The sequence below is a fragment of the Pseudoxanthomonas putridarboris genome (assembly GCF_038321125.1).
In the GTDB taxonomy this organism is placed as follows: domain Bacteria; phylum Pseudomonadota; class Gammaproteobacteria; order Xanthomonadales; family Xanthomonadaceae; genus Pseudoxanthomonas_A; species Pseudoxanthomonas_A putridarboris.
Map to the genome: position 1 here is coordinate 718,839 of NZ_JBBWWT010000001.1, position 23,231 is coordinate 742,069.

At 67.7% G+C, this 23,231-nt stretch carries 23 protein-coding genes and 1 riboswitch; of the genes, 11 read left to right on the forward strand and 12 right to left on the reverse strand.

Translation table 11 applies throughout. The features are described 5' to 3' along the window. Window positions 1-264 precede the first annotated feature (264 nt). The gene (glnA, locus tag AAD027_RS03160) at window positions 265-1,674 is read right to left on the reverse strand and encodes a type I glutamate--ammonia ligase (protein WP_341724547.1); all 1,410 of its coding nucleotides are present in this window, start codon (window positions 1,672-1,674) and stop codon (window positions 265-267) included. A gap of 216 nt (window positions 1,675-1,890) precedes the next feature. Between glnA and AAD027_RS03165 the strand changes: the two genes are divergently transcribed. Next, a complete protein-coding gene (locus AAD027_RS03165; RefSeq protein WP_341724548.1) occupies window positions 1,891-2,685 on the forward strand; it encodes an undecaprenyl-diphosphate phosphatase in 795 nt (264 codons plus the stop codon). A 154-nt stretch (window positions 2,686-2,839) separates the two neighbouring features. Next, the gene (locus tag AAD027_RS03170; RefSeq protein ID WP_341724549.1) at window positions 2,840-3,661 is read left to right on the forward strand and encodes a DUF4377 domain-containing protein; all 822 of its coding nucleotides are present in this window, start codon (window positions 2,840-2,842) and stop codon (window positions 3,659-3,661) included. A 202-nt stretch (window positions 3,662-3,863) separates the two neighbouring features. On the opposite strand, the gene AAD027_RS03175 is transcribed toward AAD027_RS03170, so the two are convergent. The 9 genes from AAD027_RS03175 to AAD027_RS03215 form a co-directional block, all read right to left on the reverse strand. Next, window positions 3,864-4,478, reverse strand: a complete 615-nt coding sequence (locus AAD027_RS03175) for a YbhB/YbcL family Raf kinase inhibitor-like protein (RefSeq protein WP_341724550.1) — start codon at window positions 4,476-4,478, stop codon at window positions 3,864-3,866. 39 nt (window positions 4,479-4,517) lie between these two features. Next, the gene (locus AAD027_RS03180; RefSeq protein WP_341724551.1) at window positions 4,518-6,587 is read right to left on the reverse strand and encodes a tetratricopeptide repeat protein; all 2,070 of its coding nucleotides are present in this window, start codon (window positions 6,585-6,587) and stop codon (window positions 4,518-4,520) included. A 48-nt stretch (window positions 6,588-6,635) separates the two neighbouring features. Beyond that, the gene (locus AAD027_RS03185; RefSeq protein WP_341724552.1) at window positions 6,636-7,625 is read right to left on the reverse strand and encodes a YheT family hydrolase; all 990 of its coding nucleotides are present in this window, start codon (window positions 7,623-7,625) and stop codon (window positions 6,636-6,638) included. 92 nt (window positions 7,626-7,717) lie between these two features. Beyond that, window positions 7,718-8,515, reverse strand: coding sequence for a lysophospholipid acyltransferase family protein (locus AAD027_RS03190; RefSeq protein WP_341724553.1), 798 nt, complete (start codon window positions 8,513-8,515; stop codon window positions 7,718-7,720). A gap of 72 nt (window positions 8,516-8,587) precedes the next feature. After that, window positions 8,588-9,016, reverse strand: a complete 429-nt coding sequence (locus tag AAD027_RS03195; RefSeq protein WP_341724554.1) for a hotdog fold thioesterase — start codon at window positions 9,014-9,016, stop codon at window positions 8,588-8,590. A 223-nt stretch (window positions 9,017-9,239) separates the two neighbouring features. Next, window positions 9,240-11,189: a phospholipase D family protein gene (locus AAD027_RS03200; protein ID WP_425605385.1), complete on the reverse strand. Its 1,950-nt coding sequence runs from the start codon at window positions 11,187-11,189 to the stop codon at window positions 9,240-9,242. An 11-nt stretch (window positions 11,190-11,200) separates the two neighbouring features. After that, a complete protein-coding gene (locus AAD027_RS03205; RefSeq protein WP_341724556.1) occupies window positions 11,201-11,773 on the reverse strand; it encodes a YceI family protein in 573 nt (190 codons plus the stop codon). Between the two features lie 5 nt (window positions 11,774-11,778). Next, window positions 11,779-12,255: a SixA phosphatase family protein gene (locus AAD027_RS03210; RefSeq protein WP_341724557.1), complete on the reverse strand. Its 477-nt coding sequence runs from the start codon at window positions 12,253-12,255 to the stop codon at window positions 11,779-11,781. Between the two features lie 37 nt (window positions 12,256-12,292). Next, a complete protein-coding gene (locus tag AAD027_RS03215; protein WP_341724558.1) occupies window positions 12,293-12,925 on the reverse strand; it encodes a nucleotide-binding protein in 633 nt (210 codons plus the stop codon). A 158-nt stretch (window positions 12,926-13,083) separates the two neighbouring features. Between AAD027_RS03215 and AAD027_RS03220 the strand changes: the two genes are divergently transcribed. Next, complete coding sequence (locus AAD027_RS03220) at window positions 13,084-14,583, forward strand: AAA family ATPase (protein ID WP_341724559.1); 1,500 nt, start codon at window positions 13,084-13,086, stop codon at window positions 14,581-14,583. Window positions 14,584-14,905: 322 nt separating this feature from the next. Here AAD027_RS03220 and AAD027_RS03225 read toward each other — a convergent pair whose 3' ends face one another. Beyond that, window positions 14,906-15,235, reverse strand: a complete 330-nt coding sequence (locus AAD027_RS03225; RefSeq protein WP_341724560.1) for a TfoX/Sxy family protein — start codon at window positions 15,233-15,235, stop codon at window positions 14,906-14,908. Between the two features lie 382 nt (window positions 15,236-15,617). Between AAD027_RS03225 and AAD027_RS03230 the strand changes: the two genes are divergently transcribed. Beyond that, window positions 15,618-16,400 (forward strand): alpha/beta fold hydrolase, encoded by a 783-nt coding sequence (locus AAD027_RS03230; protein WP_341724561.1) that lies wholly within the window; start codon window positions 15,618-15,620, stop codon window positions 16,398-16,400. A gap of 83 nt (window positions 16,401-16,483) precedes the next feature. On the opposite strand, the gene AAD027_RS03235 is transcribed toward AAD027_RS03230, so the two are convergent. Then, window positions 16,484-17,398: an AEC family transporter gene (locus tag AAD027_RS03235; RefSeq protein ID WP_341724562.1), complete on the reverse strand. Its 915-nt coding sequence runs from the start codon at window positions 17,396-17,398 to the stop codon at window positions 16,484-16,486. 280 nt (window positions 17,399-17,678) lie between these two features. Between AAD027_RS03235 and AAD027_RS03240 the strand changes: the two genes are divergently transcribed. From AAD027_RS03240 to AAD027_RS03270, 7 genes are all read left to right on the forward strand, one after another. Beyond that, window positions 17,679-18,341 (forward strand): alpha/beta hydrolase, encoded by a 663-nt coding sequence (locus AAD027_RS03240; protein ID WP_341724563.1) that lies wholly within the window; start codon window positions 17,679-17,681, stop codon window positions 18,339-18,341. A gap of 14 nt (window positions 18,342-18,355) precedes the next feature. Then, the gene (gene zapE, locus AAD027_RS03245) at window positions 18,356-19,513 is read left to right on the forward strand and encodes a cell division protein ZapE (RefSeq protein ID WP_341724564.1); all 1,158 of its coding nucleotides are present in this window, start codon (window positions 18,356-18,358) and stop codon (window positions 19,511-19,513) included. Window positions 19,514-19,519: 6 nt separating this feature from the next. Further along, window positions 19,520-20,284, forward strand: a complete 765-nt coding sequence (locus AAD027_RS03250) for an SIR2 family NAD-dependent protein deacylase (protein ID WP_341724565.1) — start codon at window positions 19,520-19,522, stop codon at window positions 20,282-20,284. A gap of 94 nt (window positions 20,285-20,378) precedes the next feature. Further along, window positions 20,379-21,047 carry a hypothetical protein gene (locus AAD027_RS03255; protein ID WP_341724566.1) on the forward strand — a complete coding sequence of 223 codons (669 nt, stop codon included), beginning with the start codon at window positions 20,379-20,381 and terminating at the stop codon, window positions 21,045-21,047. A 627-nt stretch (window positions 21,048-21,674) separates the two neighbouring features. Continuing rightward, window positions 21,675-21,872, forward strand: a complete 198-nt coding sequence (locus tag AAD027_RS03260; RefSeq protein ID WP_341724567.1) for a hypothetical protein — start codon at window positions 21,675-21,677, stop codon at window positions 21,870-21,872. Window positions 21,873-22,027: 155 nt separating this feature from the next. Next, window positions 22,028-22,207, forward strand: coding sequence for a hypothetical protein (locus AAD027_RS03265; RefSeq protein WP_341724568.1), 180 nt, complete (start codon window positions 22,028-22,030; stop codon window positions 22,205-22,207). A 63-nt stretch (window positions 22,208-22,270) separates the two neighbouring features. Beyond that, window positions 22,271-22,741 carry a hypothetical protein gene (locus AAD027_RS03270; protein WP_341724569.1) on the forward strand — a complete coding sequence of 157 codons (471 nt, stop codon included), beginning with the start codon at window positions 22,271-22,273 and terminating at the stop codon, window positions 22,739-22,741. 266 nt (window positions 22,742-23,007) lie between these two features. Then, window positions 23,008-23,231: riboswitch (cobalamin riboswitch) on the forward strand.

Sequence of the window (23,231 nt, forward strand, 5' to 3'; positions counted from 1 at the left end):
CGTTGGTGCGATCTCCGGAATCGATGCCCGGTGTTGCTCCGGCTCCCCAGCCGGATGGAGGGTGCGGCGATGGCGACGGGTGGGAGGGGTGATCCGTCGCCATCGCCGCGGTTGCTCAGTTGGCGTAGTACAGCTGGGATTCGAGCGGGTGAGGAAGGGATGCTTGCGCGGCACTGCCGCGCATCCCTTCCGAACGCCCGCCGTGCTGCGGCGGGCCGGACATCCGCCCCTCCGCAGCCACATTGCTGGTCAGTCCCTGACGCATCAGTTGGCGTAGTACAACTGGTATTCGAGCGGATGCGTGGCCGCGCGGAACTTGGTCACTTCCTGCATCTTCAGCGCGATGTAGCCATCGATCAGGTCGTCGGTGAACACACCGCCGGCCTTGAGGAAGTCGCGGTCGGCGTCCAGCGCTTCCAGCGCCTGGTCGAGGCTGGAGCAGACCTGCGGAATGTTCTTCTCCTCCTCCGGCGGCAGGTCGTACAGGTCCTTGTCGCTGGGCGCGCCCGGGTCGATCTGGTTCTTGATGCCGTCCAGGCCGGCCATCATCAGCGCGGCGAAGGTCAGGTAGCCGGACTGCAGCGGATCGGGGAAGCGGATCTCGATGCGGCGGGCCTTCGGGTTGGACACCCACGGAATGCGGCACGAGGCCGAGCGGTTGCGTGCGGAGTAAGCCAGCATCACTGGCGCCTCGAAGCCCGGCACCAGGCGCTTGTAGCTGTTGGTGCCCGAGTTGGCGAACGCGTTGATCGCCTTGGCGTGCTTGAAGATGCCGCCGATGTACCACAGCGCCAGCTGGCTCAGGCCGCCGTAGCCGTCGCCGGAGAACAGGTTGTTGCCGCCCTTGGCCAGCGACTGGTGCACGTGCATGCCGCTGCCGTTGTCGCCGACGACCGGCTTGGGCATGAAGGTGGCGGTCTTGCCGTTGCGGTAGGCGACGTTCTTGACGATGTACTTCAGCATCAGCAGTTCGTCGGCCTTCTTGACCAGCGAGTTGAATTTGGTGCCGATCTCGCACTGGCCGGCGGCGGCCACTTCATGGTGGTGCACCTCGACCTCGATGCCGACCTGTTCCAGCGTCTTGCACATCTCCGCGCGCAGGTCCTGCAGCGAGTCGGTCGGCGGGACCGGGAAGTAACCGCCCTTCACCGCCGGGCGATAGCCGCTGTTGCCGCCTTCGATCTTGGCACCGCTGCTCCAGGCCGCCTCTTCCGAGTCGATCTTGAAGAAGGTGTGGCCCATCTCGTTGCCGAAACGCACGCCGTCGAACACGAAGAACTCCGGCTCCGGGCCGAAGAAGGCCTGGTCGGCGATGCCGCTGGACTTCAGGTAGGCCTCGGCGCGCTTGGCCACGCCGCGCGGACAGCGCGCGTAGCCCTGCATGGTGGCCGGATCCAGGATGTCGCAGGTCAGCACGACGGTCGGATCGGCCATGAACGGGTCCAGATAGGCGGTGCCGGCGTCGGGCAGCAGCACCATGTCGGACTCGTTGATGCCCTTCCAGCCCGCGATCGAGGAACCGTCGAACATCTTGCCGTCCTCGAACAGCGCCGGTTCCACGATGCTGGCGGGGAAGGTGACGTGCTGCTGCACGCCTCGCATGTCGACGAAACGCAGGTCGACGAACTCGACCTTGTTGTCCTTGATCAGCTTTTCAACATTGTCCGCAGACATCTTCGGAAACCTCGGGGTTGGTTAAAGGGTCGTGGCATGGGTACAGCAATCGCCGTGCCAACTCCCGGCGCATCCCAAGCGATTGATTCGATTGGGCCAACGTGAAGACGGCGCGATGTTATCGCACCTTTTAGGGGACTAAATTCAACAAATTGCACCAATACAGTGCGTTGCGGATTCCACTATGCTTGGCCGCTTTCCGCCGCTCGCACTCCCATGACCGACCTGCTCGCCGCGCTGCTGCTCGGCATCCTCGAAGGCCTGACCGAATTCCTGCCGATCTCCAGCACCGGGCACCTGCTGATCGCCCAGCACTGGCTGGGCGCGCAGTCGGATTTCTTCAACATCGTCATCCAGGCCGGCGCCATCCTGGCCACCACGCTGGTGTTCCGCCGGCGCCTGTGGGAACTGGCCACCGGCTGGCGCGATCCGGTCCATCGCGACTATGCGTTGAAGCTGGCCGTCGCCTTCCTGGTCACCGCGCTGGTGGGCCTGCCCGTGCGCCTGGCCGGCTGGGAGCTGCCGGAGACCGTCACGCCGATCGCCTGGGCGCTGATCATCGGCGGCGTGTGGATGCTGGTGGCCGAGCATTTCGCCGAGAAGCGCGGCGACATCGCCACCGTGACCTGGAAGGTGGCCGTGCTGGTCGGCCTGGCGCAGGTGGTGGCCGGCGTGTTCCCGGGCACCTCGCGTTCGGCGGCGGCCATCTTCATGGCCATGCTGGCCGGCACCAGCCGGCGCTCGTCGGCGGCGGAGTTCGTGTTCCTGGTGGGCATTCCCACCATGTTCGCGGCCAGCGGCTACGCGTTCCTCGAACTGGTGAAGGACGACGCGCTGGGTAGCGAGAACTGGGCGGCGGTGGCCCTGGCCTTCGCCGCCGCCACCGCCACCGGTTTCGTCGTGGTGAAGTGGCTACTGGGCTTCATCAAGGAGCACCGCTTCACCGGCTTCGCGGTCTACCGCTTCGTGCTGGGCGGACTGTTGCTGTTGCTGATGCCGGCGGGAAGCTGAGCCCTCCATGTAGGAGCGCCCCATGGGCGCGATGCTCTTCGTTCCGCCGACGAGAAGCATCGCGCCCATGGGGCGCTCCTACAGCAGACGGGGAACCTTCACCCCATTCAAACCCGCCACGCGTTTGCATAAGCCACCCTTGGAGGAGCGTGCCATGAAACGACTGTTGCTGCTGACCCTGCCCTTGCTGCTGGCCGGTTGCCCGAAACCCGCCGAAGATACCGCCACACCGCCCGTCGCCGAAACACCGGTCACGCCCGATGCGACCGCCGCACCGGCCGCCGCCGGCGACTTGCTGCCGCGGTACCACTGGCGGCTGAGCGATGCCACCGACGCGCGGAACGCGCGTATCGACGCCTTGTTCGTGCGCGCGGACCAGCCGGTGCAACTCGATTTCGCCGACGGCCGCGCCAGCATCAGCAATACCTGCAACCGCATGGGTGGCGGCTACACCCTGGAAGGCAACACACTGACGCTGGGCCGGCTGGCCTCGACGATGATGGCCTGTGCGGACAACAAGCTGATGGCGCTGGACCAGGAGATCGGCAAGCGACTGGAAGGCCCGCTGACGCTGAGCACCGCGAGCGGCGACCCGAACCGGCTCACCCTGACCAACGCCGCCGGCGACACGCTGGCATTCGCGGGCGAGCCCACCGCCGAAACGCGCTACGGCGTCCCGGGCGAGCGCGTGTTCCTCGAAGTCGCGGCGGAAACGAAGTCGTGCAGCCATCCGCTGATCCCCGACAAGCAGTGCCTGCAGGTGCGCGAGATCGGCTACGACGACAAGGGCATCAAGACCGGCACGCAGGGCGAGTTCCAGCACTTCTACGACGCCATCGAGGGCTACACCCACGAACCCGGCGTTCGCAACGTGCTGCGCGTGAAGCGCTACACCGTGGAGAACCCGCCCGCCGATGCGTCATCGAACGCCTACGTGCTGGACATGGTGGTCGAATCGGAAACGGTGAAGCCGTAGGCGCCGCCGCCTTCCCAACGTGGGAGCGACGTCAGTCGCGACTGGGTACCGAAAAGCGTTTCCTTGCCACAGATTGCGCGGATGCACGCGGATCAAACACAAACGCTTTATCCGTGTTCATCCGCGCAATCCGTGGCTAAAGAGCTTTTTCCGGCATCCGGTCGCGATTGACGTCGCTCCCACGCCTGGGTAGGGGAGCGAGTCAGCCGTTGAGCCTGGCGTTCAACGAATAGGTGCCGTGAACGATCGCCTCGGCCAGCACATGCTGGTGCATGGCGCGGAACACATCGGCCGCGGTGAAGCGCGCGGGCAGGTCCAGCTTTTCGACATCCAGCGCGAACAGGCGGAAGAAGTAACGGTGCGTGCGCAGGTCGTTGAAAGGCGGGTAGGGACCGTCGTAGCCGGAATAGTCGCCGCCCATTTGCGCGTCGCCGGCGAACCAGCCGGTGTAGTCGTTCAGGCCTTGCCGCGCGCCTTTGGGGCCCGGCGGGTTCCGCTTGCCTTGCGCGGTGACGCCGTCGCTGCAACTGCCGGCCGCGATGTCGCGCACGTCCGGCGCGATGTCGATCATCGTCCAGTGGACGAAGTCGCCACGCGGCTGCTCCACCGGAATCTGCAGGTCGTCGCGGCCGACGGTTTCCGGCACCGTCGGCGCATCCGGGTCGATGCACAGCAGCGCGAACGATTTCGTCCCGGCGGGTACGTCATCCCACGCCAGGTGCGGGTTGCGGTTGGGCGCGAAACCATCCGGCTGGCCCATCGCGAACTCGGCGGGGATCGGCTTGCTGTTCTCGAAACTGTCGCTCCACAAACGCATCGCGCACACTCCTGCTGGTCGTACCAGCACGTTGTCGGATCAGGCTTCCGGATAACCCAGCCGCACCGCCACCGGCGTGAGCGCCGCGAACGGATCAGACAGCACCTGAGCATACCGGCGCCAATGGCCCTCGGGGAAACGGCGCGCGCCGGAGGACGGCGGCACCGGCAGCTGGGTGCCCAGCGCTTCGCCGAGCGCGGCGGACACCGCGCCGGCATCGTCCTTGATGGCATCCATGCGGATCAGGCGGCTGGGATAAAGATCTTGCTCATGCAGGTCGGCGATCTGTTCGAACAGGCGCGCCAGCCACTGCGCGCCCTGTTGCAGGTCGTCCAGCGCCAGCGGCGCGGGCGATCCGAAGGCCAGCCAATCGAGGAGGGCGTCGCGCGGATCGCGCACGGCGATCAGCAACAGTCCTTCTGGCAGATGAGGACGCAAGGCATGCAGCAGCGTGTTGTCCCACCAGAGCAGCCAGTCGATCACGCCGGTGTCGACGCTGCGCGCCGACAGGGCGGTGCGCCACTCGGCGATCAGCGCTTCTCCGGTCAACTCGCCCGACAGCAGTCGCGCGGGCGTGTTGTAGTTCTGGAACCCGTCCGACGGCGGCTGCGGCAGGAATCGGTCGCCGCGCAGACGGTCGCTGACGAAGCCCAGCACGCCGGCCAGCGATTCGACCACCGTGCCCGGCGCGCCCCACAGCAGAATCGGCCGCGACTGTGTCGGCTCTTGTATCGCGCCGAATTCCGGCCAGGGCCCCTGCGCGCCGGTTGCCGTCCACAGCGGCAGGCGCGAAGGCGCCAGTTCATGCGCCAAGGCAGCCCATGTATCCGCCGCGTCGGCGAAGCGTCCCGCGCGGTCCCGCACGAAACCCTGCCAATTACGCATACGACGCTGCTGGTCCGTGTTCTCCGCCTTCGAGGCGAGTTCGCCCACGCGTGCGATGGCGGCCATCGGATCACGCTCCAGCAAGGCATCGACCAGACGCGTCTCGCCGCTGATGCGGCCAGGTTCCAGTTCGACGATACGCTTGGCGATCGCTTCGGCGGCCTCATGCTCGCCCGCGTCGTCCAGCACCGTCATCTGCGCTTCCAGCGCCGGCACGTGCCCGGGCATCGCCGACATCCACCGTTCCACCACCGTGCGCGCTCCGGCACTGCCCACCGTTTCGAACAGCAGGCGCGCCAGCCACAACTCATGCGAATCGGAGGTGGTGGCCAGCGCTGCGTCCAGGCTGGCGCGCGCGTCGTCCTGCGCGCCCAGCCGGCGCCAGGCTTCGATGATCGCCAGCAAGGTGTCGCGGTCGCGCGGCTGGCCGGCCAGCGCGACGCGCAGCGAATCCAGCGCGTCCTGGTTCTGGCCGGCGGCCAGGCGCAGATGGCCGATGTAGCGGTGCAGGCCCGGCGAGGCCGTGCTGGCGTTGGCGACCAACGGCAGCAATTCGTCCGCGGCATCCGCAGGACGCCCCTGGCGACGGATCAGGTCGGCGATCAGGCTGCGCAGGGTGTCCGTGCCCGGGGTCTTTTCCATCACGCCGCGGAACGCCTGCTCGGCGAAGGCCCAATGGCCCAGCGCCATGTGGACGAAGCCCAGCGTGTAGCGCAACTGCGTGTCGTCGGGCGCCGCCTGGATGGCAGGCGTGACGATCTTCAGCGCGCTGTTCGGGTCGCCCCGGCGCAGGGCGACCATGCCGTCGACGGCAGCCAGCTGCGGATGGTCGGGCGAGACGCGCGCGGCCAGGCGGTTCAGGCGCTCGGCTTCGTCCAGGTCGCCCCGGCCCAGCGCCAGCTGGGCCTGGATGATGTAGGCGGTGAACTGGTTGGGGTCCAGCCCGGTGGCCTGCGCCAGGGCGGCTTGCGCCTCGTCGGTGCGGCGGCTGCCCACCAGCACGCCGGCGCGGGCCAGGTGCAGGTCGGCGTTTTCCGGGGCCAGCGCCAGGGCGTGGTCGATGCTGGCCAGCGCGGCCTCGACCTGGCCGTCCTGCTGCTGCGCGGCGGACAGCCAGCGGTGCGCCTGGGCGTCGTCGGGGTGTTCGGCCACCAGCGCTTCGGCGGCGGCCAGGGCGTCGCCCACGGCGCCGCGGCGCAGGGCATCGATGATGGTGTCGTACATGGGCTACCGGCGTTCGGACAAACGCCTATTGTAGCGGCGGCGGCGGGATCAGGCCGTGCGGTCGGCCAGCCGGTCGGCCACCCAACGCTCGGCGTAGCCGTCGCAGGCGGCATTCTCGATGAACGCGCAGTGCCCGCCCCACGGGGCGATCTCCAGCGTGGCCTGCGCCGGCAGCGCCCAGTCGCGGAAGGTGTCGAAGGGGATCACCGGGTCGTCCTCGGCCATCAGGATGTGCGCCGGCACCTGCAGCCCGGCCAACCGGTCGCCGCCGATGGAATACCCGTCGAAATACGCTTCCAGCGAACCGAACGCGGTATGCCGCTGCACCAGCCAGTCGGTCAGGGAGCGGATATCCAGCGACAGCGTGGCATCGTCGAAATTGTGCAGCTGCGGGAACAGGTCGCGCTTGCGCACCAGCGAGCTGCGCCATTTGCGGGTGAAGTACCAGTCGTACAGCGGCATGCCCTGCTGGATGCGGTCCATCGTGGTGGCCGGGTCAAGCAGCGGGCAGACCGCGGCCACGTGCACCAGCGGCAGTCCGGCGCCGGGCGCGCGCAGGGCCAGCCGCAGGGCGAAATTGCCGCCCAGCGAGTATCCCGCGACCATCATCGGCCCTTGCGCGAACCGCCGCGACACGTCCAGCGCCGCGTGCACCACTTCATCCAGCCGGTTGGAGTGGAACAGGTCCTCGTTCAGGTGGTGGGTGTCGCCATGGTCGCGGAAGTTCAGCCTGAACACCTCGAACCCGCGCGCCAGCAGCTGCGCGGCGGTCATCCGCATGTAGCTGGAGTCGGCGCTGCCTTCCCAGCCGTGCAGCAGCAGCACCAACCCGCGCGGCTCGCGCCCGGGCAAGTGGCTGTGGAAGCCCTGCAGGCGGACACCGTCGCCACCATCGACGATGTGCTCGGTGGTCACCGCGCCGCTGCCGGACAGCGCGCGCAGGCCGCGGCTGCGGCGCAGCGCGCTGGAACCCAGCACCGATTGCAGGTGCGGATTGCGCAGCCAGCGGGGCGGGCGGTAGTCGGCGGCGGTGATCATGGGGTTATCGCGGTGACGTCGGTCTCAGAGTGGCACTGTGGATTCGAGTATTCCTTCGACTCTGACGGAACGCCGTCAGCACCGGTGGGCGGTCACGCCTCCGCCATCGCCCGCACGATGCGCTCGCGCGACAGCTCGGCGATGCGGCGGCGTCCTTCGACGTCGGCGATCCGGATCGGCTCCAGGAAGCAGATGTCCGCCGTGCGCGACGGCTCGCCCAGCAGGCGCAGGAAGTTGGCGAAGAAGCTTTCCTTCGGCCCGAACGCCACCACCGGCTGCGCGCTGCCATGGGCACCATAGCGCAATGCCACCGGTTGCACCGGTACGCCCGCCTCGACCGCGGCCAGGAAGATGCGTGCATGGAACGGCCCCACCGCATGCCCGTCACGCGTGCGGCCTTCCGGGAACACCCCCACCGACTTGCCGCTGCGCAGGCGCTGCATCATCTCGTGCAGCACGCCGCCCAGGGATTCCTGGCTGCCGCGCTGGTGGAAGATGGTCTGCCCGCGCGCCGCCAGCCAGCCCACCACCGGCCAGCCCCGGATCTCGTGCTTGGCCACGAACCCCATCATGCGCTGGCTGTGCAGCGCCTCGATGTCGATCCAGCTGACATGGTTGGCCACGAACAGGGTCGCGCCCGGCAGCGGCGTGCCCACCCGGCGCAGGCGGAAACCGAAGATGCGCATCAGGCCGGCGGACCACTTGCGGACCACCCACTCCTCCAGCCGTTCGTCGCCCACGGCGATGCCGCCTTGCGGGGGCAGCATGCACACCAGGATGAGGGGCAGGACGACCAGCAGGTGGACCAGCAGCAGCGGCACGCGGTACAGGTAACGGAATACGCGCGCCACACCACCGCCGCTGGCGGCAGGAAGGGGGGAGTGGCTCATGCCGCCACGATACCGGATGGCGCGGCCCGGCGGAATGCGTCCACGCACGGTTCGCGCGCGACTCGCCCACCGTCAGGACGTGGGCAGCGGCACCACGGCCAGGGTCAGGCGCGAGATGCAGACCGGCTTGCCGTCGTCGTTCTCGATGCGGATCTCCCACACCTGGGTGCTGCGGCCCATGTGCACCGCGCGCGCGGTGCCGGTGACCACGCCGCTCCGCATCGCGCGCAGGTGATTGGCGTTGATCTCCAGGCCGACCACCATTTCCCGGGCGGTGTCCACGCACAGGTTGCCGGCCACGCTGCCCAGCGTCTCGGCCAGCGCCACCGACGCGCCGCCGTGCAGGATGCCGTAGGGCTGCACCGTGCGCGCATCCACCGGCATCGTGCCCCGCAACCAGTCCTCGCCCGCCTCGGTGACGACGATGCCCAGGTTCGACACCAGCGTGTCGGCGGCGTGGGCGTTGATGGCGGCGATGTCGACGGGAGCGCGGAAGGTCATGGGTTGCGGATCGGAGTCAGGGTTACCGGAATTCTAGTGTGGAAACAGCACGGCCATTCTGCTGTAGGAGGGGCTTCAGCCCCGATGCTTTTCGACCAGACCGCAGGAAACCCGGCATCGGAAGGCATCGGGCTGCGACCGACAGGCATCGGGCCGTGATGGAAAGCATCGGGGCTGAAGCCCCTCCTACAGGGATTCTGCCGCCAATCCCGGCGCCCGGCTCTCAAAGAATCGGCACCAACCCCGCGCCGAAGGCGGTCAGGACGCGCGTGTAGAGCCATTTCGCCCCCACGTTGACCTCGGGGAAGTCGCCCACCGCCACGTAGCACCGGTGGAACGCGGGATCCTTCGGGCTCACCGGCAAGGGGCACTCGGGGCTGGGCCTGAATTCGTAGCTGGTCGCATAGCGCCACGGCCAGATGTCGAACACCGGCAGCGCCTCGGACACCTTGCCCAGGCTGTAGTCCAGCCCGGAGAACACGACCGGCTTGACGCGCGGCGCGATCACCCACGCATTGCGCGGCGACATGTCGCGGCGGATGCTGTCGGCCAGCGCCTGCGCGAACGCTTCGTCGCGGATCACCACCGCCGCCTCGGTGTTGTAGGTCTCCGAACGCGGGTCGAAGTTGTGCGTGCCGATCACCGCCGTCCTGCCGTCGATCACCATCGACTTGGCGTGCAGGCCCATGCGCACGCCGGCGCGCTTCAGCGGCAGCGGCTCGGTGGCGGCGCCGCTGCTGAAGAAGGAAGGGCGCGACTCGGTGCGCTGCAGGCGGCGCGTCGTTTCGCCGGACTGCGAACCGCCCGAGGGGCCGATCGACCCGGACGGCCCACGGAGGCGGCCACTGCCGCCGCCCGCGCCGTCCGTCCCCGCCGCCAGCGGCGGTCCCTCCGGCATCAGCGCGGCGTAATCCACCGGCGCGTCCTCCGGGAACGGCTTGTATTCGTGGATCTGGAAGCCGAACTCGCGCAGGTAGCGGCGCTTGTACTTGAACGACATCGAGTAGACGATCGGGTTGTCGGTCGCCGCCAGGCTGTTGGTGGACACGACGACCTGCGGCGGCGGTTGCCGCTGGCGCATCTCGCGGAACAGGGCCTGCGCCTGCTTCGACATCACCAGGTACGGCGTCTGCAGCAGCACTTCCGATTGCGCGCCCCCGATCAGCGCCTCCAGTTCCGGCGCCGCGGGTGCGGCCCCATCGCCCGGCTCGCGCCGGTGCTTCTGCGGCAGGTCGGCCACGTACTGCACCTCGCCGACGGCGAAGGCCGGCGCGACGAACCGTGCGCGGATCACGTCCACGTCGGCCGCGTCGGCCGACGCGGCCTGCACGCGTTCGGGGCGAAGATACTGCGGCACCGGCATCGCCGGCACGCCGTCGCGCAGCAGCGTACGGCCGACATCGTTCAGGCGTTCGGCCGGCACGCTGCGGCGCGCGTTCCAGAACGCCTGGAAGTTGCGCGCCATCGCCGCCGCTTCCGGCCCGGCCACCAGCACGTCGCGGTCGCGGAAGTTGTACTCGGCGTCCCAGTCGTAATAGTCGTCCTGGTAGTTGCGGCCGCCGCTGATGCCGATGCGGTCGTCCACCAGCAACAGCTTGGTGTGCATGCGCTGGTTGAAGCGGCGGAAACAGCACAGCACGCTGCCGGCGTAGTCCAGGTAGTTGAGCTTGGCCTTGCCGAAGCTGGGGTTGTAGATGCGGATGGCGAAGTTGGTGTGCGCGCCGGACAGCGCGGCCAGGATCTCCAGGTCGGCGATGGCCGACAGCTGGTCGATCAGCACGCGCACCCGCACGCCGCGCCGGGCCGCCGCCAGCAGTTCGTCCAGCACCAGCCGCGCGCTGTCGTCCTTGTCGAAGATGTAGGTCTGCAGGTCGATGCGCTGGCGTGCGCTGCGGATCAGGTTGAGCCGCGCCAGCAGCGCGTCCCGGCCTTCGTCCAGGATCACCGCGTAGTGGCGCGGCGCCTGCGGGGCGGATTCGGCCAGCGCGCGGTCGCCCAGGCCGTACAACGGCGACGGGATGGCGCACGCGTCGGCCTGCGCGCAATCCACCACATCGGAGCGGGCGGCCGCGGCGATGCCGGCAGCGCGGCCGCGCTGCTGCTCGCTCAGGCTGGCGCAGGCGCTGCACAGCAGCGCGAGCCACAACACCGCGCAGCGCGCGGCCAGGGACACGGCACGCGGGTTCACGGATGCGTTCCATCCTTGACGCGCGCGCGCAGCACGAACACCACGCGGTCGCTGACCGCCAGCAGCCAGTCGTCCATGTCGTAGTCGCTGCGGCGCACCGCGCCGGTGGCCAGCACGTCGCAATCCTTGGCCGGTCGGTCGCAGGTGGACGGGGACACGTCCAGGCTGCGCGGGCGGCTGATGCCCTTGATGCTCAGTTCGCCTTCCAGTTTGCCGCCCTCGCGCAGCAGCGTTTCGTCGTAGGGCCTGGAGGTGAACACCACCACCGGATAACGGTCGGCATCGAAGAACTTCTCGCTGCGCGCCCACTCGCTGTAGCGCGGATGGCCGATGATCTCCACGTCGCGCGTGTACATGCGCAGCCGCGCCTGCTGGCGGCCATCGGGCAGGTGGGTGATTTCGCCGTCGTAGTGGGTGAACACGCCGTCCAGCACCTGTCCCCAGCGCGTGCGCAGCTCGAACCCCAGCCGGGTATGGTCGGGATCGAAATCGGTCTTCTCACCAGCGTGCAGCGGACAGGCCGCCAACAGGCCCAGGCCAAGCGCACCCAGCCGGACCAGGGTCGCCACGGGCGTCATGGCCACCAGAAGGCGGACAGGCTGGCCACGCCCGGCTCGATGCTGGCGTCCACCGGCAGCGTCAGCACCGCCACCGAGGCGGTGGGCATGCCGCGGTAGTCGCCGGACTGACCGCTGTGCATCAGCGCGGCCAATCGCTCGAACCCGGGGTTGTGGCCCACCATCAGCAGGCGTTCGGCCTCGCGGTGCTGGTCGGCCAGGTCGGCCAGGGTGCCGGCGGTGGCCTCGTAGATGCGGTCTTCCAGCCGCTGTTCGACATAGCCGATGGCGCCCAGCACGGCTTCCATCGTCTCGCGCGCGCGCCGTGCCGGCGAACACAGCACGCGGTCCGGCACCAGACCCTGCCCGGCCAGCCAGCGGGCGGCCGCCTCGGCTTCGGCCAGGCCTTGCGGCGACAGCGGGCGGTCGAGATCCGACTGCCCGGGCGTGGCCGGTTCGGCGTGGGCGTGGCGAAGCAGGATCAGTTCACGCATGGGACGGCAGCTCCTTCGGCTTGGGCCTGTTAACGCCCTAGGCCTTCTTTATCCATTTCAACAACGGTTCCCAGTCGGACTGGTGGTCCCGCACCTGCGCGGACCGGTAGTCGAACAGGCTGCGGCCCAGGCCCGCCAGCACCACGTAAGCCTGAGTGTCGCGCAATTGCGCCACCACCGGATAGGGCCAGGTGTTCAGCATCTCCACCGCCTGCTGCGAGGTGTTGGTCCACGGCTTGCTGCGGTTGACCACCAGGCCCACCGGCAGCTTGCGCTTGTGCACGCGCGGGACCTTGGCCAGGGTGTTCAGGAAACCCACCGTGGCCTCGATGTCCAGCGCCGACGGCAGCACCGGCACCACCACGGCGTCGGCATGCTCCAGGAAACTGTCCAGGTCGTCGGCCATCGAACCGGCCGGCGCGTCGATCACCACCCGTTCGGCATCCTCCGGCAACCAGGCCCGCCAGGCGCGCTTGCCGCTGGCATCGATGGGCAGCACGGCGGTGTCCAGCTCCGACCGGCGCTCGGCCCAACGGGTGGAGGAATGCTGCGGATCCGCATCCACCAGCACCGTGCGTTTGCCGTCCAGCGCGAAATATGCGGCCAGATTGGTCGCCAGGGTGGTCTTGCCCGCGCCGCCCTTGGAGCTGGCGACCAGAATCGTCTTCATGCGCGCACCTCGTTGCCCGGGGAAGCCGCAGGGTACACCGGGCGGACGGGATTGGGGATTGGGGGTTCAGGATGGATCGGCGCGGGTCCGCGACCTCGAATCCCGAATCCCCACTCCCGGCCCTGCTATCTTTCCCGTCCCCACGGACCGGATATTCCATGAACGACCTGCAGGACCTGACCGCGCTGATCCGCGCCAACACGCCGCTGATCGTCATCGAGACCCAGGACGAGGCCCGCGTGGTCGGACTGTTCCGGCAGGCGCTGGGCCAGGTGTGGCGCGCGCTGCACCGCTGGACCATCACCGAAGGCCTGCGCCGGCTGGACATGGACCGGGAAGACGAGCCGGAGGGCCCGCCCGACGCCAGCGCCGCCCTGCAGGCGATGAAGCTGGCCGACCAGCGCGGCATCTACCTGCTGCTCGATTTCCACCCCTACCTGGGCTACGCCAGCAGCCAGCGCCAGCTGCGCGACATCCTGCAGCGCCGCCACTGCCTGCCGCACGTGGTGGTGCTGGTCGGCGCGAAGGTGGAACTGCCGCCGGAACTGGACGCGCTGGCGGTGCGCTTCAGCCCGCGCCTGCCGGACGGCAATGCGCTGCTGAAGATGGTGCGCGAGGAAGCCGAGCACTACGCCCGCGAACACGGCGGCCGCCGGGTCGAAGCCGATGGCGACGCGGTCAAGCAGATCGTGCGCAACCTGCAGGGCCTGAGTCTGGTGGATGCGCGGCGCATCGCGCGGCAACTGATCTTCGCCGACGGCGCGCTCAACGGCAGCGACTTGCCGGCGCTGAACAAGCTGAAGTTCGAACTGCTCAACCGCAGCGGCCACCTGCACTACGAATACGACACCGCCAAGTTCGCCGACGTGGCCGGGGCCGGCCGGCTGAAGCGCTGGATCGAGCAGCGCCGCGCGGTGTTCGTGTCCGGCAACCCGCCGCCGGGGCTGGACCTGCCCAAGGGCGTGCTGCTGCTGGGCGTGCAGGGCTGCGGCAAGTCGATGCTGGCCAAGGCCACCGCCGCCGGCTTCGGCGTGCCGCTGCTGCGGCTGGACTTCGGCACGCTGTACGACAAGTACCACGGCGAAACCGAGAAGAACCTGCGCGCCGCGCTGGCCTCGGCCGAGCAGCTGGCGCCGTGCGTGCTGTGGATCGACGAAATCGAGAAGGGACTGGCCAGCGGCGGCAGCGAGGACGGCGGCGTGTCGCGCCGCGTGCTGGGTTACCTGCTGACCTGGATGGCCGAACGCAAGAGCACCGCGGACGCGGGGCAGGTGTTCCTCGTCGCCACCGCCAACCAGGTGCACGAGCTGCCGCCGGAACTGCTGCGCAAGGGCCGCTTCGACGAGATCTTCTTCGTCGACCTGCCCTCGCCCGATGCGCGCGTCGACGTGCTGCGCGTGCACCTCGCCCGCCGGCAGCTGGACCCCGAAGCCTTCAACCTGCCCGCGCTGGCCGCGGCCTCCGACGGTTTCTCCGGCGCGGAGCTGGAGCAGGCCATCGTCTCGGCGCTGTACGCGGCGCACGCCGAACAGAAACCGCTGGATACCGAGCTGGTGATGCACGAGATCCGCAGCACGCGACCGCTGTCGGTGCTGATGGCCGAGCAGGTGCAGGCGTTGCGTGAGTGGGCGCGGGAGCGGACGGTGCCGGCGGATTAAGGCCGCCTCTGTAGGAGCGGCTTCAGCCGCGACCATGGATTCGGCACATCCGGGAAACCGGGCCGGAGCATCGGCTGGGTGTGAACGAAAAGAACCCCAACACCGCGCACCATCGCCGGTTCAAGTGTCGGAGCTCGGGGCCCTGCCCCCAATCCATTCTTTCTCACCGAATCCAGCCGGCCCGCGAAGCGATTCCGCTTGAATGGATCGTCAGGTGGACGCCGGTCGTAGCGTCGCAGGATCACTGCGCATTCCTGAACAGTCCCGCTTGAACGCATGGCCAGGCCGCAGCCGCTGTCGGCCGCATGCGGCGGGATGAATGCTACTTCGCCGGAAGAGAGCGAACAAACTCGACGGCACGGGATAGCAGATCCTTGCGAAGCCGGTCTTCGCCGTACACGTCCGGGCCGCAACGCACCCAGCCTTGCATGGTCCTGCCGCGTGAAAGCATGGGCACGACTCCCTCGATCCGGAGCGCCCAGGCATCCTGCCCCTTGCCCAGGCGAACGAGCATGCCGTCATCGCGCGCGCCGCAAAGCAGGTTGCCGTTGAGCAACCACGCCCATCCACCAAACATCGCCTTTTCCGAAAGGCCAGGACTCGACGAAAGTTCGTCGCGCATCAATTCCTCCAGACCTTTGTCGCGAGCCATGGCACCTGGCCTTCATGAGGTCAACCGTGTGCAGGAAGTCTTGCATGACGCCCGAATTGAACCGACCCGCGAGGCGGGTCCGGCTTCAAATCGCCATGGCGCCGACGAAGTACGCGCGAAGCGGAGAATGACCCATTTTCCGATGCGTGCGAGCGGCGCCAGCGGCGAGAAGGGCCAGGCTGCTGCGCGCTTCTTGCCCGATTCTCCGGGCCACTGATGCACTCGACCCGATGAAGCGCGCTGGATGCCCTCATCGCGATACGAATGATCAAGTTTTCAGGATCTTTGGCCACCTATCGTCCTGCGCGCTCCGCCAGAGTACGTCCACCGAGCGCGGTCCTGCGCCAGGCATCCCACCCAACGACGATCTGAGGACTTACCGATGAAACTGCTGCCGCTGGCCCTGCTGGCCTCCACATTCGCCCTGGGCACCATCTCGCCCGTCCTGGCCGCCGACAAGCCGGCCACGGATCCCGCCGCCATTCCCACCGTGGTCCTGGTGCACGGCGCCTTCGCCGATGGCTCGTCCTGGAACAAGGTCATCCCGCTGCTGCAGGCCAAGGGCCTGAAGGCGGTCGCCGTGCAGAACCCGCTGACCTCGCTGGAAGACGACGTGGCCGCCGCCAACCGCATCATCGACGCGCAGACCGGGCCGGTCGTGCTGGTGGGCCACTCCTGGGCGGGCACGGTGATCACCCAGGCCGGCGGCCATGACAAGGTGAAGGCGCTGGTCTACGTGGCGTCGTTCGCGCCCGCGTTGGGCGAGGCCTCGGTGGATGCCATCCAGTCGCACCCCACCCCGCCCGGCGTGGCGCATTTCATCCAGGACGCCGCCGGCTTCCTGACCCTGCCGCCGGATGCCATCGCCCGCGACTTCGCCCAGGACGTGAGCGCGGAGGAAGCCAGCCTCATCGCCGCCACGCAGGGCCCGGTGCGTGCCGCCAACTTCGCCCAGAAGGTGACCATCGCCGCGTGGAACAGCAAGCCGTCCTGGTACATCGTGGCCGCCAACGACCGCATGATCGACCCGCAGGCGCAGCGCGCGCTGGCTGCCCGCATCGGCGCCGCCACCACCGTGCTGCCGACCAGCCACGTGCCGATGTCGTCGGATCCCGCCGCTGTGGCCGAGGTGATCGCGGCGGCGGCACGGTCGGCGGCGAAGTAAACAGCGCCGATGGAAAGTCCGCCGGGGAAATCCGTTGCTTGCGGGTTTTCCCGGCGGATGCCGTTTCATAGCGGCGGCTTCATTCAGACCAGCCGCGCCACGATCCACGCCCACATCGGCAGCGTGGCCAGCGACAGCAGGATGCCGTAGCCGACCAGCGCGGCGGCCAGGCGTGGCGCCAACTGGTGCGAGATGGCCAGCGCGGCGGCGGTGATCATGGTGGGCATGGCCGATTCCAGCACGTTGGCCTGCAGCATTTCGCCGTCCATGCCCAGCAGCAGCGACAACGGCAGGGCCAGCGCCGGCATCACCAGCAGGCGCAGCAGCAGGCCGACGGCCAGGGGCTTCAGTTCGTCGCGCGGCAGTTTCAGCTGGATGGTCAGTCCCACCGCCAGCATCACCAGCGGCAGCATCGCATCGGCCAGTTTCTGCAGGCCGGCGGCGATCCACGCGGGCGGCTGTTCCGGCATCACCGTGAGTCCCACCGCCAGCGCCCAGATCGGTGGGAACCGGACGATGCGCAGGCCGATGTCGCGCGCGGTGGGTGGCGTGTCGCCGCCATAGCGGGCCAGCACGTACAGGCCGAACGTGGACAGCAGCACGAAGGTGCCGAACTGGTCGTACACCACCGCGTAAGGCAGCGCGTGTTCGCCCAGCAGCGCGCGCACCATCGGGTAGCCGATGAAACTGCTATTGCACAGGCCCACGCACAGCAGCAGCACGGCGTGTTCGTCGCGGCGGAACTTCAGCCAGCGCGTGGACAGCGACACCAGTACCACGGTCGCGCCGGTCAGCAGCCACGGCGTGACGGCCACGCCCAGCAGCGAGGCATCCATGTGCAGCCTGGGCACGTAGGTCAGCACGGCCGCGGGCAGGCAAACGTACAGCACGACGCGGTTCAACACCTCCGCCGCATCGTCGGGAAACGCCCGCAGGCGCGCAAACACCATGCCGAGCGCCAGCATGGCCAGGATCAGGGCGAATGCATCGAACGCCATGGCGTGAGGGGGAACCGTGGGGGCGCGCAGCATCGCACATCCGCTCGCGCGGCGGGTTGCGGCTTTCGTCGATGCCACCGTCCTCACAACCCCGTCTTCCGGCGCAAGCCGAACGTTCTTCAACCGCCGAATGGAGGTCAACCTGGCGACTTCAATGCATGAAAGGCAAAGGCGCTGGGTTCCGGCTTGCGTCGGAATGACGGGGGAGGGATGCCCGGGATTCCGGTGCGCGGAAAGCGTCGCCGCCCGGCCCGCCGTGGGCAGGGCTTATCATGGACGCATGAGCAATCCCGTCTTTCCCGCCGAATCCGGCCCGATCACCCTCGATGGCCCCGAAGGCCCGCTGGAAGCCTTCGTCGACTGGCCCGAGGACGGCGCCGCCGCGTTGCCGCTGACCGCCGTGGTCTGCCATCCGCTGCCCACCGAGGGCGGCACCATGCACAACAAGGTGGTGGTGATGGCGGCGCGCAGCCTGCGCGAACTGGGGGCGGTGACGGTGCGCTTCAACTTCCGCGGCACCGGCGAATCGGCCGGCAGCTTCGATCATGGCGACGGCGAAGGCGACGACCTGCGCGCGGTGGTGCAATGGGTGCGCGAACAGCGTCCCGGCACCGCGGTGTGGCTGGCCGGTTTCAGCTTCGGCGCCTATGTGTCGCTGCGCATGACGGACGAGCTGAAGCCCGATGCCCTGCTGTCGATCGCGCCGCCGGCCGGCCGCTGGGATTTCGGCATCCTCGTGCCGCCGGCCTGTCCGTGGCTGGTGGTGCAGGGCGAAGAGGACGAGATCGTCGACCCGCAGGCGGTCTACGACTGGATCGACAGCCTGAAGGATCCGCCGGAACTCATCCGCATGCCGGAGACCGGCCACTTCTTCCACCGCAAGCTGATGGACCTGCGCGGCGCCATCAAGCACGCGATGAAAGCCTACGTGCCGGCGGCATGATGGCGGACGGTCGCATGGACGGGGCGCCGACGCCTTCGCAGAGCTACGCGCGCGGCGTGGCGCAGGGGCAATGGCAGGACGATCCGGCGCAGCACCCGGCGCTGGCGGAACTGGATCGCATCCACGCCGCGCTGCTTTCCACGCCCGTGGAGAATGGTTTCCTCGGCCGCCTGCTGGGCAGGAAGCTGGAACCGGTGAAGGGCCTTTACTACTGGGGCGAGGTGGGCCGCGGCAAGACCTTCCTGGTGGATCTGTTCTACGACCACCTGCCGCTGCCGACCTGGTCGGCCTCGGGCCGCACCGGCGTGCCGCACGCGCAGGACGGACAGTCGGGAGATGGCGGCAAGTACCGCACCCACTTCCACCGCTTCATGCGCGGCGTGCACGACCGGCTGCGCCAGCACGCCGGCGAGAGCGATCCGCTGGCGAAGATCGTGCGCGAGGTGCGCGGCAAGCTGCGCGTGCTGGTGCTGGACGAGTTCTTCGTCACCGACATCGGCGACGCGATGCTGCTGGCGCGCCTGCTGGACCGCATGTTCGCCGAGGGCGTGACGCTGGTGACCACGTCGAACACCGCGCCGGAAAACCTGTACAGGGACGGCCTGCAGCGCGCCGGCTTCCTGCCCGCCATCGACCTGCTGCAACGGCATTGCGTGGTGCTGCGCTCGGATGGCGAGGAGGACTACCGCCTGCGCGCGCTGACCCGTTCGCCGGTGTACCGCGCGCCGCTGGACGAGGGATCGGATGCCTGGCTGGCCTCGCGCTGGCGCGAACTGAGCGGCGGCACCGACGCGCAGCCCGGCAACATCGAGATCGACAGCCGCAAGATTCCCGTGCGCGCACGCGGCAAGAGCATCGCCTGGTTCGATTTCGCCGCCCTGTGCGAGGGCCCGCGCGGCACCACCGACTACATCGAGGTGGCGCGCGAGTTCAACACCCTGCTGCTGGGCGACATCCCGCGCTTCGACGCGCTCAACGAGGACGCCGCGCGCCGCTTCGTCAACCTGATCGACGAACTCTACGACCGCCACGTCAACCTGGTCTGCACCGCCGCCGGCCTGCCGCCCGCGCTGTACTCCGGCACGCGCCTGCAAGGCGCCTTCGAGCGCACCGCGTCGCGCCTGATCGAGATGCAGAGCGCCGAATACCTGGCGACGCAGCACAAGGCCTGAACGCGGATGGACACGATGCCGGATGCCATCGCTTCGGCCGTTGCGCGGCGCGTCGACGAGGCCGGCCGCGTCTGCGTGCTGACCGGCGCCGGCATGTCCGCGGAGAGTGGCGTGCCCACTTTCCGCGGCACGCAGGACAGCCTGTGGTCGCGCTTCGATCCGATGCGGCTCGCCACCGCGGATGCGTGGCGCGCCGACGCGTCGCTGGTGTGGGCGTGGTACCGCTGGCGGATGCGGATCGTGCGGCAGGCGCAGCCGCATGCCGGCCACCGCGCGCTGGCCGCGCTGGCGCGGCGCCATCCTTGCGTATCGCTGGTGACGCAGAACGTGGACGACCTGCACGAGCGTGCGGGCAGTACGGTCAACGCGCACGTGCACGGCAGCCTGTTCGCGCTGCGCTGCTTCGACTGCGGGCTTGCCTACGACGGCCCCCTCGGGGATTTCCTGTCGGATGCCCAACGCGTACCGCCGATGGCCTGCCCCGCGTGCGGTGGAGGCATCCGTCCCGGCGTGGTCTGGTTCGGCGAAGCGCTGCCGGACGATGCCTGGGACGCGGCCACCGATGCCGCGCGGCGCTGCGATCTGATGCTGGTCGTGGGGACGTCGGGTCTGGTCCATCCCGCCGCCGGCTTGCCCGCGCTGGCCAGGCGCCATGGCGCGACGGTGGTGGAGATCAACCCGGAACCCACCGCGCTTTCCGGCGAAGCGGACCACGTGTGGCGGGCGACCGCGGCGGAAGCGCTCCCGGGCCTGCTGGCGGCGTCCGCGTAACCGCGTCCGGCGCTTCATGCCCGCCCGCGATCCGCGCACGGGCTTCACGTGGCGCCTGCGAAACTGCGAGTTCGTCGCCGCCACGGGTACACCGATGAAACAGCTGCCGTTCCCCGCCTGCCTGCCGATGGTGCTGGGCGCGATCCTGCTGGCCGGTTGTGGCCGCATGCCCGGCAAGGAAGATGCCGCCGACGCCGCGCGCACCGCATCGGCGATCGCCGGGCAGGCCTCGCCAGCACGCGAGGCGCCGCGGATGCAGTTCGCCGACGAGGCTCTCGGCATCGCCATCCTGCCGACGCCGGGCTTCACCCTGCGGCACGACTTCCGGCGCGCCTACCTGGCCGCCGGCGACTGGAAGGCGTTCGCCGAACCCGACAGTCCCGGCACGCCGCTGGCGGCGCTGGTGCTGGACGGTTCCAACGCAGTGACCGCGGCCGAGCTGCGCGTGGGCGCCAGCGACGACACCCGTGCCGTGGCCACCTGCCTGGACGTCGCCAACTCCGCCACGCCGGACGAGACGGAGGAGGTGCGCATCGATGGCCAGCCCTTCCGCCGTTTCCGCGCATCGGACGCGGCGATGAGCCACTACCTGTCGGTGGATGCCTATCGCGCCGTGCGCCACGGGCACTGCATCGCCATCGACTTGCTGGTCGCCGGCACGCGCCCGGAGGTCTACGACCCGCCGCGCACGCCGCCGTTCGACCAGGACACCGCCCACGCGCGCCTGCTGGAAGCACTGGCCGCGGTCCGTTTCACCCGCTGAGCGCCGGAAACGGCACCCCTCAAGCAAAGTTACAGAGAATCGCTGCGACTGAATGGAGCAAATGTCGGCGCGGGAAAAGTACGCCTGATTTCTCCGCTCTTTTTTCGCCCCATGCGCACGCGAATTTCATGCAAGCTCATCCGATGAGAACGGATGTCAAAGCCAGCGACAGAGGACCTGCAAGACAAGTCACATTTATGCGCAAGCAATATTGGCATCAATCCGTACAGAACCGCTTGCACACGGTCGCAAGTAGTTGATGTGAAAGGTGCTAGTTAATGTGATTGCAAGCCAGACTTGCGCGCTGCGGAGCAACGCCCATTGCGGACGTTCCGGATTCTGAGTAAGGATCGGCAACAGGCAGATAATGCCCTGCTGCCCAGATCACTTCACCGGTTATAGGGGACGTGGAAGCTCAGGCTTCATGTCACGCAAGGAATCGCAGTCCGCATGTCGCAGCCGCTGTTTCGCAAGGAAGTGCTCGATGCCAAGCGCGGCAGCTGGCAGGGCGGTACTCGCTGGCGTAACCGTTGCGGCTGTGGGTGCTGACGCTGACGGCGATCGTTGCGGCTGCCGTGGTCGCCAATGGAACGCTTGCGCGAGCTGGAAGACGGGTAGTACCTCAGCGTGCTGCAGATCAAACAAAAGGAAGCCGATGTGCTCGAGTACACCGGGCAGATGCAGGCCTTGCAACGGCAGGCCATCGGCACGTGGTGGCTGATCACGCAACTGCAGCAGGCCATGCAGGAATTGCCGGGACAGCAGCAAGCCGCGGGCGCGGGCGTTGAAGCCGGGAATGCTGCTGGATGCGGACATTCTGGGTGAGAGACGCCGGCTGATCGAATGGATTTTCGAGCCGTTGTATTCGCTAAAGAAGAAGGTAGGGAGTGGATGACCTCGCTTGAACAATGAGATTGCCGGGTGTGTTCCTGGTCCTACGGCACAGGGGCTGTGCCAACCAATGTAAAGGAGAAGTAAGAATGCGAGAGTTGTCTATGCTGGAAGCTTCCGAGGTTTCAGGCGGAAACAAAATACTTGTTGAGGTCATCAAATGGATTGCAGGTAGTCTTGCTTGGGATGCTCTTAAAGGCGGAGAGGAGCAGGATTCTGATAAGTTCATCGTTGATAAGCCGGGCCCCTCCAGTGCAGTGTCTGGTTAAATTGTGAGATTGGGGCTGGCCTCCGAGTGGAGGCTGGCCTCATCTTGAGGAGAATTTTGCTCGGTGCACGACGCAAGAAGAATAGTTTTCACAAGTGCGAAGGCAGCATTGTTTAGCTTCTTCGCGGCAGTTTTCGTTGCGCTTGTCCTTTATTTTACTGCCGGATACGCGCTATCAGGGAGCAATGAGAACATATGCAGGGTTAATTACCTTCCAGGCTTATTTCTCGGAATCGTGTTCGTTGCGCCGCTAATTGAAACCGTCGTGCTGGCTGCAATTTATGGCTTGGCTAGATTTTTCTTTAGCGCCATAGCATCGGCTCGCCTAGCAGCCATCATTCTCGCCTTATTGCATAGCTTGGTTTGGTGGGGTTGGACTCTTATTCTGATTGTTCCGTTCCTCGTCTTCGCCAATCCTCTTTCAAGCTATCGAAACGGGATAGAGAGCAGGGTGGCGGCTTCGCTGTTCACCCATGGGTTCCACAACTTTTATGTGTTCCTTGTTACTGCGATGGCGGTATGGGGTGACTGCTGATCAATGAGCCATGCTCGCCAGCCGGCCGAGACCGTGTTCACGCAGCCTCTACCTTGGCCACCTGCGTACATACCTGATGAAGTTGGCCCATGCTGGTCGCCTTGGACTTGATCCTTGATCAGCTCGGCCAACGGGTGGGCCGTGCAGATGGCATGCGATGGAGTCGCAGACCGTGTCGTTGATACAGCTCGGACCGCGTGGAACACCCGGAGTTGCGTCAGGCTGCGTTCCACACCACATCTGGTGTTGACGTAGAAAGCCTACCCCACTATGTTGTGGCCGTCGGTTTCCCCGGCCAGCAAGCCGGGGAATGAAAAGGGAAGCCGGTGCGGCTCGTTCGAGCCCATTCCGGCACTGCCCCGCAGCGGTAATTGGGAACGACCCCGCCACACGCACTGGGATGCACGTCCCGGGAAGCGGCGGATGTAGGAGGAAGGCCACGCCTTCCGCGCCCATGAGTCCGAAGACCTGCCGACAGCCGCGCGTTGCA